Consider the following 10594-nt stretch of genomic DNA (forward strand, 5'->3'; position numbering starts at 1 on the left):
AGGGACATTTTTGCGACAGTTGTAGACAAATCATGACAGTATTTAATAATAGGTGTCAATACAGTAAAATTTATAACCTATTGATTTAATTGTTGTTGATTGTTGTGGAATGCGGCTTGAACTAGACTCTTAACTGCTCTGGCAAATATCCTGAATGAAGTGATATTTGTTTTGCTTAGGATTTAGCACCGTCAGAATGCAACTTACACATGTACTAGAAATGGATAGCTTTTACCTTCGTTAATACCCCAGGTATTGACGAAATCCCAGCCATTATAAGTACTTTTCTGCAACATCTCAGCAGTGGTTTTGCCAATACCCCCCGCAGAATTAGATTGCCCAGAGGATTGTTTATCCCAATAGTTGTTAGGTAAGTTAAGCACAGAACCAACGTTTTTACCTAGTAGGCCACCTCCATCAGACAAGCTGACAACTTTTCCTGCCGAATACGAAGTTTTGATAGTTCTACCATAGTTGATACCTAACAAACCACCCGCATAACTTTCAGCATTGACAGCTCCTAAAGCAAAACTATTGGATACTTGACCGGATAATTACCACCCATATTTAGCGGAATAGGTCATTAATTGTAAACAAATTTTCGATTTCTTTTTGACCTGATGATAGTCTTTAAAAAAAGATAGCCTTGAGTATTTTTCATGAGCTTGCACCAATATTTTTTTTCTATACCAATTAGGAAACCATGCCATAAACCAGATGCCAAAAATAGGGGTACCATAAGTGATGGATTCGTAAATCCAGCCATTCACCGTGTGGTAATATATCCGCAACACATGAATCATTAGATTAAATAAAAAAATACTTCCCCACACAGCGGTCAAAATATAATTTATTTTAAGAAAGAGAGGATGGTTCCATTTGTCTTTGGCTACCTGTAGTTTTGCATATTGGATAGTAAATGGCTGCCTCAGCAGGATAGAGATCCAAGCAATAGCAGCTAATGTGCCATTTGAAAATAACCATGCCTGCTTAGCCACCCATTGATTCTTAAATAAAACCACAGCGACAAACAAAAAAATAAAGAAAGCGAAAGTTCCCCAATTGAGGATAAATCTTTTCTTTAGTCCCCTGAAGTCAAAAATGACAGATGTGACTCCTGCAATAATAACCGCTATATCTATTTGTTCTTGCGAGTGATTAAGTAAAATGAAAAATAAAATCCAAGGAAGAAAACTACGAATAATATCTTTTAACATGATGCCTACTCTGATTCTAACACCTTGATTGTCTCTTTACACCAAGTCAATTGTGCTTTAGCAGTTCTTAGTCCAAAATCCAAGGTAATTAGCCAATATTTTAGATGAGGTGATTGGTTATATTCGTGGATTAATTTTTTACGTATTTTAAGAAAGGTGTTTATTTCTTCCTCTAGTGCTTTTTGTGAATGTATCACATGATGAAGGTTATCTTTAGCTTCCATATTTTTGCCAAAAAATAATTTCAATAAGAGCTCGTTTCGTACCAGTGTTGCCTGTGGCTCTTTTTTTAGCCAATTGCTCAGTTCATTTCGTCCTTTTGTGGTAATAGAATAGATTTTTTTTATTCTCTGTATTTTTTGTGATGTTTCTTCCTTACAGGTTGCAAGCTTTTCTTTTACGCACAGGGCTAAGGCAGGATAAATTTGTCCTTCGCTTTCAGACCAAAAATAGTTGGTGCTGCTTTCAATCATTTTGACAATTTCGTACCCTGTATGATCGCTTAAAGCTAGCATGCCGAGTACAGTGTATTTGGTTCTGTTTCGCTTGTTCATGGACAACCTCTAAAAGTATATATCTTTTAGAGGTATTATGCTTTGGATAAAGCTTTATGTCAAATTTTCCATGATCCCCAAATTATCAAGGCAGATTCACTATCACAAGTAGAGGAAATAGTTAACACAGATCCCTTTATCAAAGAAGAGTATTATTAAAAATATAGCATTCATGAATTTAAGATGGCGGGAGCTCACAATGATTGGCTGGCTAATTAAAAGCAGATGGTAATGCGTGAGGATTTGTCCATCAAAAAAAGTTGTTAAGTGCCCCTAATGTTGAGACAGGTATCTTGCTTTTATCAAAAGAAACATAAATTTTATGAATCAAGCTGCAGTTTGGTGACAGGCTGGTTACATTCGGTGGTCGTATCTATTCAATCTCAAGAACAATTTTACCTTTAGTATGACCTGATTCAACGAGTTGATGTGCCTTGGCTGCTTGATTTAGCGGAAAAATGGCTGATGCATGGGGTTTAAGAAGACCTTGCTCCAATAACTGAGCTATTTTTGAAAGCTGTTGTTGATTTAGCAATACAAAAACTGTTTCACCAAGCTTTCTCCCCCACGCAAAGAGTATGTAAGATAGCCTTCTGTAGGTATGCATTCCGCTGTATGTAGCAGGGATAACATTTAATTTATTAAATCCGACTGAGAACTAATTCATCAGGGGCATAAATCCAGCTTATGATTAACAAAACAGGTAATGCAATAAAAATAATTTGAAACACAAAAAATAGCTTCCCCAGAAACTTGTGAGAAGGCTCATCGGTACCTTATGTGCTGTTATTTAAATTTAATTCCTTATACGCAGCAATATAAAAATGCCTGGAAGGGTTTGAGCGTAGTTAAGAGAATTTTATGCCCTGAGATGAATTTTCAGGGGTAGGTAAACTTGCAAGCAGTGGTTCCATGGCGCGCTTCTTATGTTCTGGCAGTTCCTATTCTACAAATTGTCGCAAAGATCTATCATCATCGTCTGTAGTAGTTCCTAATGGATATCCATGCTGTAGGAGAAAAAAAGCCACTCATGCTTTTGAAGCACCATGAAGCACAGGAAAATAATTGTGTTCTTACCCCCGTAATTAACCACAGTACCTCCCTGCGAGGAATGGTTAGTCTACGACGCTACACAGTTAGCAGATCAGGAATTTTATTATTGCATTGCTGATGGTTGGGAAAATAAAAGCCAAATTAATGAAAAAGTATTCAGTTATTCAGAATTTTTGCAAGGAGATTAATGCTGCGCTTTATTCCATGGACAAACCATCAATGATTTTAATTGCAAACCTTATACAAATCCTAAAATAATTTGATTTATAATTTTAGAGAAAATTAGTCAATCATTTTAAAATCAGAAGCCTTATTCAAACAGCGACTATTAATGGGATAGAAGCAAGCAAAACGGTCGGAGAGTGTGTGGGTCAATTTTTTGACACTTGTTTGAAGAAAAAAGTAACGCCGATTTTTAGTAAAGATCGACCTTTAAATGATACCACAGTAACTCGTGGCGATTATATTGAATTACCAGAAATGAAGCCTTTACGAACATCGAGCCATTGCGAGTCTGCTATGTTTACTCCACCAAAACAAAAATCTTCTGAAGAAACTTATGGAAAAAAATTCTTAGAGTCCCCATGCTCTGAAACTCCAAACTTTGAATTATAATAATTATTAGGAAAAGTTAATATTATGCCATTGAATGCTTTTAAAGTTTTGAAGGTTTTATTTGTTCTTTATGCTTCTTTGATTAATAAAGTCGGTGTTTATAAGGGATCATCAGTCAAAGATTCACGTGAAGAATCTGAACTCGCGCAACACAATCGGTATGAGTTAATGCCTCCACCAGACTTCTGCGCCTTGAAACCAACAGACAATTTTTTAATGGAGAAAGTTGGGCTGAGGATGATTCAGATCAAGAAATGGGAAGTTTGAGAGCATTCTCTGTTAGGTATCTTACGTAATGAACTACATCATGTAGCAGTACATTTGACTAATTTACACAGGCAAGACTTATCTCCGTCAAGCGACGTATTAGCCTCTATGCAAATTGTAAGTCTTTTTCTCCAAGATTCTTCTTCAGCAAAAACTCATTAAAGCTAACAGATACTGGTCATGAATCCATTCTCTATCTGCTGCAAATTTTTATCAGGTAATTTGGCGAAAATCGCCAGCCCAGTATATTCTTTGGGCTAGGTCTTATCAGAGATGTTTCTGGATATCTCTAAATTAATATAACCAATAAAATCACAGTTCGTTTACCCGTATTGCCATAATTAAAAAAACATGCTTTAATTTCGCAATATGAATACTAAATTTTCAAAAAGATAAAATAATATAAAAATCCAGTGGGGCTTTGATTTTTAACGCATAACTTTGATAAATAATTGATGAGCCATCATGTACTAAATTTAATAGCAGATAGCTATGAAAAAAATAATCATTATTGAAACATCAGACGTTGGTGCAGCACATACAGCGGAAGCTAGCAAAAAGTTGGGCTATGAACCGGTGTTTATATTCACGCCATCTAACTACCAAGCAGATACTTATAATCAACTTATAAAATACCCCCATTATGAATGTAGTGACACCACGCAATTAGAACCGCTCATTAAAACCATAGACGCTAATAACATTCAAAATATAGCTGCGGTAATTACTATGTTAGATAGCCGATTAAATATCAGTTATCAACTGGCTGACTTTTTAAAAGTATCCGGCATAGACAAAGCGATTATAACCTTAAGCGACAAAGCTAAAGTAGCCGAATTAATTTCGGAATATAGTCCACTCACAGTGATTTTTAATAAGCACGATATTCCTTATCGTTGTTTAGAAAAATTGTTCTCTAAAAATGAAAAATTAATTATTAAGCCCACCCAGGGTGCCGGCGCACTGGGCATGTTTATGCTTAACTCCATTGAAGAGTTAAAGCAACTGTCCAATTTAATTGAAAAGACCAATTTGCAAACATTAATTCATGGTCATTGGATAGCCCAGCCCTTACTGCCAGGGCGCTTAATCAGCCTTGAAGGATATGCCATCGGAGGAAAAGCTAACTTTATTGGATTTACCGCCAGACAAAAAGTAGGCAATACTGAATCAATAAATCATTTTCCAGCAAATAATTTTCTAACTGACAAAGCCATAAAAACAGCCTATGCAGCAATTAATACCCTGGTGCAAAGATCAGCATATAAAAATGGATATTTTCATGCAGAATTCATAGTTAACCAAGACGATTGTCACCTGATTGATGCTAACTTTGGTAGGGTAGGTGGTGGCGGCATTGCGCAACAATTGGCCATGTCTTACCAAAAAAATCCTACTGATTTATTCTGCCATCTGATTAACACCAGTATTTTTGGAGAAATACATAATCATTCAGATTTATATGCAATAGAACCTATAAAAACACTTTCGATAAATTACGGTCTGCAAGAAACTTCCGTGCTTACTAATTTAATTTTACCCAATCATTTCCATGGCTTGCACACCCAGATTTTAAATAATGGCGCTATTGTTCCTAAAATGGGTATTAATAATTGGTCTTGGCTATCCATTGCAGTGGGATATCCAAGAGAACTTTTAAACAGTTTAAATGAAATTCAGATTGTGACGGATAGAGGAAATTTTAAACCTTTCTATTTGGAAGGTGGGATGGCTCATATTGAGAGGATAGATGAGTATTTACCACAATTATGAATCTGAATGGTTACTCTGAAAAGGACCAGCTGAAATGTTTATTCATTTGAATTATACTGAAAAATCTCACAAGGCATTAAATAATATAAAAAAATATTTAACGCAAAATTCAGATATCATTCCCATTAATTATAAATTCTATTTAACCAAAGGATATCCAGGCAATGCAAAAGGCTATCTTTATAGAGATAAAAGACTTGAAAAATCAGTTAAAAATATTATAGAAAGCAATCTGGGTTATCATGTAATCATTAAAAGATATCAAGCTTATGACAATAGTCTCGGTTTATTTGATTGGCCGGAACATTATGCTATTAAATTATTAAATGTCGATGGTGTCTTATCCACAGGTAATAATATCTTCATGTTCTTTCCCGAAGTTTTAGGAATTAACACTGAAAACATTGCTGATTACTTCGGTTTTGAATTTGTAGATGCTTGGGTGTCAGTTTTTGATAAAGTTGTTTTTCCCTGTATCAAGCAGACATTTTGTTTAGATAGTCAGTATCAATTTTATCAGCATTTAAATTCTGAATTAGAACATACCATTTATTTAGCCTCTATATTTCACGAAATTGGACATCGCGTGAGTTGTTGGAAGGTTTCTCCCGCCAAACATCCTCAAGTTAGTTTGTCAAAATTTCACACTGATATTATGGGAGAACTATCAACGGATACATTATTAGTCAACCTGTTGCCAGAATTTCCGGAGCTGGGATATTTTGTCTTGGCGCAGCGATTATTTTGGTTTGGCAGAAAAGGTTTTTCCAGCAATCATTTGTCAGGTGCAATAAATCAAGACAATGATGCCTGGATAGGTAGCTATTTATGGAATAAAAGTTGTAAAATAGGCTGCATTGAATTTATCCCAGAGTCTAAAAAATTAATATTGAATGCAGCAAAAATTATACCGTTATTTTCTTTGATTTTGGAAGACTTGAATCAATTAGGTCTTGAAGTTATAAACGCCTCTCCAGGTAACCAAGATATGATTGTGCATCAATGGTTATGCAAAAATTTAGAATTTGTCGATAATCAGTTTATCTTGCCCACCCAATTTAGAAATGTTTTAGCTGCCTGTATCAATATATGTGAAACTCCTGCCTATGATCCAAAAATTATTTTTGAATCATCAAATTCCGTTGTAGCATAAAGGAATAGGTTTTATTTATGCTAAAAAACAAAAAATATCCTGCACTTTCTGCCACATTCGGTGCGATCATTATCTGGGCCAGTTTGCCCACTTTAGTAAAATTAATTGTAACACAAGTTAATGTAAGCTTTTTTCTAGTCCAAAGATTTTTTATTTCTTTTCTTATTTTATGCTGGTTAACACCTAGAATTATAAAAAAATTAAAATTAGTAGACAGCAAAATCCTGACGGGATTTATGATAGCTTTAGGAGCTAACTTCTACCTGCAGACTTATGCTTTAAGTCAAGTTCCCGCAGGGTGGTATGTCATGATTTTTGCCTTAAATCCCATACTAACCCTATTGTTGCTTCGACATAATATCACTCTAACCACATGGGTGGGCATTGCATTAGCTGTAATGGGTACTTATTTATTCAGTATTGCCCAACAGGGCTATTTATCCACAATAAGCCCTTTATCAATAGCCGCTCTACTAGGCGGTATGTTTACCTGGTCAATTTATTCAGTATTAGTTAAAAAACTTCATGCTATCTACTCTGACACAGAATTAACCGGCCTATCCAGCTTGGTTGCCTTAATAACCAGCCTGTTAATATGGTCTATCAGCGGCTTTCCAGTAGATGCTGGATTTATAAAATACCTTCCGGTAACTCTGATAATTGGCTTGATAGTTCCAGTAGCCTATTTCTTATATTCTTATGGCATGCGCAAACTTCCTGTTATTACTGTAAATGCTCAATATATAGAACCCATTTTTTCATTATTTTTTGCCAGTTTAATTCTGCATGAAAACTTAAACCGCAACCAATATTTGGCCAGCCTGATAGTCATTGCAGGAACTATTCTTTCAAGTGAAATTTTCAAAGCTAAACTTGTTTCCTATGAACACAAATAAAAAAATCATAGTTAAACTTAAATCGCCGAAAATGAAATTTTCAGCGGGTCATTTTACCATTTTTTCAAATGAATCTCGCGAAAACCTGCATGGACATAACTTCACAGTACAATGCTCTATCGAGACTTTAATTGAAGAAAATGGCATGGCACTTGATTATAATATCTATAAACACATAATTATTGATATTTGTAATCAGTTAGATGAAATCATTTTGCTACCTGAAAAATCTCCACATATGCGATTAGAAGAATCGGATACCTATTATTTTTGTCACTTTTTTGATGAAAGGATGGTCTTTTTAAAAAGAGATGTCAAATTTTTACCTGTCGCTAATATCACTATAGAAGAACTCGCTTTCTGGATGCTAAGCGTCTTACTTAGCAATATTAAGAATGAATATATAAGAAATATCAACGCGATCAAAATAAAAATTTCCAGCAGCCCATCTCAATCAGCCATCGCTAAATGGACTAAACAAAAATGCCTACAGCCATAATTACTGGAGCAAGCCAGGGAATAGGGAAAGGAACTGCGGAATTTTTTTTGACGCAGGATTGGAATGTTATAAATATATCTAGAACAAAGTCAGATTTAACGCATTCGAACTTAAAAAATTTCAGTTTAAATTTAGGAGATAAAAACTGGCAAGATCCATTTAAGCTATCAATGACTAATCAATTTTGTCAAAACGAACAAATATGCCTGATACATAATGCTGCATGTTATAAAAAAGACAGTATACAAAATTTGTCAGCCCAAGAGCTTCGAGACGTGCTTGAGGTTAATTTAGTCGCTCCTGCTATTTTAAATACACTGCTTATACCGAAGATGTCAAAAGGATCTTCAATTTTGTATATCGGCTCAACTTTGTCGGAAAAAGCAGTACAAAATGCTGCATCCTATGTTATTTCTAAACATGCATTATTAGGCATGATGCGATCAACTGCTCAAGATTTAGCAGGAAAAAATATCCATACCCTCTGCATATGCCCGGGTTTCACCGACACAAAAATGCTAAAGCAACATTTACAAAGTGATCAATCAAACCTAGATATCATACTATCGAAAATATGCTTTCATAAATTGATTAAGCCAGAAGAAATAGCCAAATTAACATTTTATTGTGCGCTGAACCCACTGCTTAATGGCGCAACAATACATGCAAATTATGGACAAATAGAACATTAGAAAGATTGTAAGCATATCCAAAATGCTTGAGCTACAAATAAAATAAGGGAAATAATGCTCTATTAGAATTTTTCGGGCTTGATAATTGCCATAATATTTGTCAGGTATACAAACTTGGCATTCAACTAGCTAAAAATAGATTCCCAAACATCGATCAGGGATTGAAATAACGGTGCATGAATCTTTGCCTACGTAGTCAAGTTCTTATTGGAGGAAGGATTCAAGCCCTATTATAAGTTTCTCGAAATGACATGCAATATTGATAACGCTCATAGTAATAATAAATTCAATGATATTTACAGTCGACCTGGTCGTTGGTGCGTACTCTGGAGGATATGAAGCTGTTTTGCGATATGGCCAACGCCGAATCCGATGCTGTGTTGGATACCCTGTTAGACGCCTTGAGAAACAAAGAAAAGATTGTATTTTTACCGCAGCAATCCTCGCTTCCGCCATTTAAAGAGTGGCTGGTCTTTGACACTACAAAATTCATAGATCGGGAAATTTATTACTGCATTGTAAATGGTTGGCAAAATGAAAATCGACCAGTACAATTGCTAAGCTATTCAGCATTTTTGCAAGGGGCTAAAGTATTTTAAATTCTACTTGCGCAAAATGAGTCCTTTGAGCCCATGTTCCATAGTAAAGAAAACAGCTACTCAAGGGTGATAAACTATGGGAAGGGAATCCATGTTATATCACTGCTTGTGCTGGCACTCGACATTCTATCTAAACCTTCTACTATAGCATCTCCTACATCTTGTAGCTTTTTAAGACCACTCCTAGAATGAGCATTGGCAGTTTTTGTAATGCGGGCAATAGCATGACCAGCATGTTTTGCTCGCTCACCTTCTAAAATTTGTGTATTACTCCTAGGTTCAGTAGGAGAAACAATAAATAGACCATCTGTCACTGCATCCGCCAGCATCTGAGGGAATCGATCACCTTGTTTAGCAATGATTACGGATTCAACATACTGTAACAATATCACGCAACCTTCTTTTTGAGCTTGTGGCATATGTTGCATTTTAAAAATATCTTGTAAAAATTCATTTAATCGTTTCTTGCCTGTTTCTCCTGATCTCGAATGTCTAAAAGCGTTTGCGTTTCCTGTTTGATATAAAGCCAATTTTCCAGTTTCTATTTCACCTTGTTTTTCATCAGTTATTAAGGAGCAATAATTCTTTTCTATATAATCTTTCAGTTTTATATATGCAGCAGAATAAGACAATACGGTCATCCTATTGACTTGATTAAACGCAAAAAGACATTGGGGAGAAAGAAAATATGGGAACATCGATTTTTGTGTTTTGCCAAGATTAATTAAACTGATGATGTCTAAATAAACTATAATTGCCTGAAAAGGAAGTTTTGGAAAAATTTTACTAGCCTTCTGTTCGAATGGAGGTTCCAGATACCGTCCGTCAAGCTCTATCGCGGTACCTAAGGTTTCCTCGGGATGTTCCGGGTTGTCAAGAAACTCAAATGTTATTTCAGAACTAATTGGTTTTTTCTCAAATTTAGCTTTCGTCGTTGGCTGGGGTTTATTAGATGGTGTTGATTCAGAAAAAAGTCTCATTTTAATACCTCAATTTATAAAATAATTAATCCTCCTAAAATTAGCTTCATCCATTATCCCTCGTTTGTGTAGTGAAATTATGAAACTATTTTATCATTTTATAAAAAAATGATAATATGAAATTTTTCAAATAATCTATTTCAAATTTTAGAATACTGGACTTTAGCCAATTATGCCGCTAAAGCCAGCTGACAAATCAAAGCATTAGCCTGATTGGCCGTAATTTTTAATAAATCACTCTCATTTTCAGACTTTGAAAAATACTTTTTGGTCAAAATTGATTTTCTGACCAGCGT

The 10594-nt window shown here is 35.1% G+C and carries 13 protein-coding genes; 8 read left to right on the top strand and 5 right to left on the bottom strand.

The genetic code is table 11. The features are described 5' to 3' along the window. Nucleotides 1-203: 203 nt before the first annotated feature. From VG895_05725 to VG895_05740, 4 genes are all read right to left on the bottom strand, one after another. Nucleotides 204-488 (bottom strand): hypothetical protein, encoded by a 285-nt coding sequence (locus VG895_05725; GenBank protein HWA52513.1) that lies wholly within the window; start codon nt 486-488, stop codon nt 204-206. A 66-nt stretch (nt 489-554) separates the two neighbouring features. Beyond that, nucleotides 555-1217, bottom strand: coding sequence for a hypothetical protein (locus VG895_05730; protein ID HWA52514.1), 663 nt, complete (start codon nt 1215-1217; stop codon nt 555-557). 5 nt (nt 1218-1222) lie between these two features. Then, entirely contained in the window at nt 1223-1771 is a 549-nt protein-coding gene (locus VG895_05735; GenBank protein ID HWA52515.1) for a PadR family transcriptional regulator, read from the bottom strand. A gap of 373 nt (nt 1772-2144) precedes the next feature. Continuing rightward, nucleotides 2145-2378 carry a zinc-binding dehydrogenase gene (locus VG895_05740; GenBank protein HWA52516.1) on the bottom strand — a complete coding sequence of 78 codons (234 nt, stop codon included), beginning with the start codon at nt 2376-2378 and terminating at the stop codon, nt 2145-2147. Between the two features lie 812 nt (nt 2379-3190). On the opposite strand from VG895_05740, the gene VG895_05745 reads away from it, so the two are divergent. From VG895_05745 to VG895_05780, 8 genes are all read left to right on the top strand, one after another. Then, nucleotides 3191-3439, top strand: coding sequence for a hypothetical protein (locus VG895_05745; GenBank protein HWA52517.1), 249 nt, complete (start codon nt 3191-3193; stop codon nt 3437-3439). Between the two features lie 24 nt (nt 3440-3463). Then, entirely contained in the window at nt 3464-3706 is a 243-nt protein-coding gene (locus tag VG895_05750; GenBank protein ID HWA52518.1) for a hypothetical protein, read from the top strand. 492 nt (nt 3707-4198) lie between these two features. After that, nucleotides 4199-5479, top strand: a complete 1281-nt coding sequence (locus VG895_05755; GenBank protein HWA52519.1) for an ATP-grasp domain-containing protein — start codon at nt 4199-4201, stop codon at nt 5477-5479. A 46-nt stretch (nt 5480-5525) separates the two neighbouring features. Continuing rightward, on the top strand, nt 5526-6632 hold the full coding sequence (locus VG895_05760; GenBank protein HWA52520.1) for a hypothetical protein: 1107 nt from the start codon (nt 5526-5528) through the stop codon (nt 6630-6632). Between the two features lie 17 nt (nt 6633-6649). Next, on the top strand, nt 6650-7528 hold the full coding sequence (locus tag VG895_05765) for a DMT family transporter (protein HWA52521.1): 879 nt from the start codon (nt 6650-6652) through the stop codon (nt 7526-7528). Continuing rightward, nucleotides 7515-8027, top strand: coding sequence for a 6-carboxytetrahydropterin synthase (locus VG895_05770; protein ID HWA52522.1), 513 nt, complete (start codon nt 7515-7517; stop codon nt 8025-8027). The genes VG895_05765 and VG895_05770 overlap by 14 nt, the downstream gene beginning before the upstream one ends. Next, nucleotides 8012-8719, top strand: coding sequence for an SDR family oxidoreductase (locus VG895_05775; GenBank protein ID HWA52523.1), 708 nt, complete (start codon nt 8012-8014; stop codon nt 8717-8719). Before VG895_05770 ends, VG895_05775 begins: the two co-directional genes overlap by 16 nt. A 335-nt stretch (nt 8720-9054) precedes the next feature. Then, nucleotides 9055-9318: a hypothetical protein gene (locus VG895_05780; GenBank protein ID HWA52524.1), complete on the top strand. Its 264-nt coding sequence runs from the start codon at nt 9055-9057 to the stop codon at nt 9316-9318. Between the two features lie 74 nt (nt 9319-9392). Here the strand turns inward: VG895_05780 and VG895_05785 are convergent, their stop codons facing one another. Next, on the bottom strand, nt 9393-10298 hold the full coding sequence (locus VG895_05785; protein ID HWA52525.1) for a hypothetical protein: 906 nt from the start codon (nt 10296-10298) through the stop codon (nt 9393-9395). Nucleotides 10299-10594 lie beyond the last annotated feature (296 nt).

This window comes from Patescibacteria group bacterium (assembly GCA_035549555.1).
Classification (GTDB): Bacteria; Patescibacteriota; Microgenomatia; order UBA8517; family UBA8517; genus Co84-156.

Bases quoted from the DNA above. Each gene is read 5' to 3' on its own strand.
- VG895_05730 (HWA52514.1), bottom strand. From the start codon at position 1,217: ATGTTAAAAGATATTATTCGTAGTTTTCTTCCTTGGATTTTATTTTTC.
- VG895_05735 (HWA52515.1), bottom strand. From the start codon at position 1,771: ATGAACAAGCGAAACAGAACCAAATACACTGTACTCGGCATGCTAGCT.
- VG895_05740 (HWA52516.1), bottom strand. From the start codon at position 2,378: ATGCATACCTACAGAAGGCTATCTTACATACTCTTTGCGTGGGGGAGA.
- VG895_05750 (HWA52518.1), top strand. From the start codon at position 3,464: ATGCCATTGAATGCTTTTAAAGTTTTGAAGGTTTTATTTGTTCTTTAT.
- VG895_05755 (HWA52519.1), top strand. From the start codon at position 4,199: ATGAAAAAAATAATCATTATTGAAACATCAGACGTTGGTGCAGCACAT.
- VG895_05765 (HWA52521.1), top strand. From the start codon at position 6,650: ATGCTAAAAAACAAAAAATATCCTGCACTTTCTGCCACATTCGGTGCG.
- VG895_05770 (HWA52522.1), top strand. From the start codon at position 7,515: ATGAACACAAATAAAAAAATCATAGTTAAACTTAAATCGCCGAAAATG.
- VG895_05775 (HWA52523.1), top strand. From the start codon at position 8,012: ATGCCTACAGCCATAATTACTGGAGCAAGCCAGGGAATAGGGAAAGGA.
- VG895_05780 (HWA52524.1), top strand. From the start codon at position 9,055: ATGAAGCTGTTTTGCGATATGGCCAACGCCGAATCCGATGCTGTGTTG.
- VG895_05785 (HWA52525.1), bottom strand. From the start codon at position 10,298: ATGAGACTTTTTTCTGAATCAACACCATCTAATAAACCCCAGCCAACG.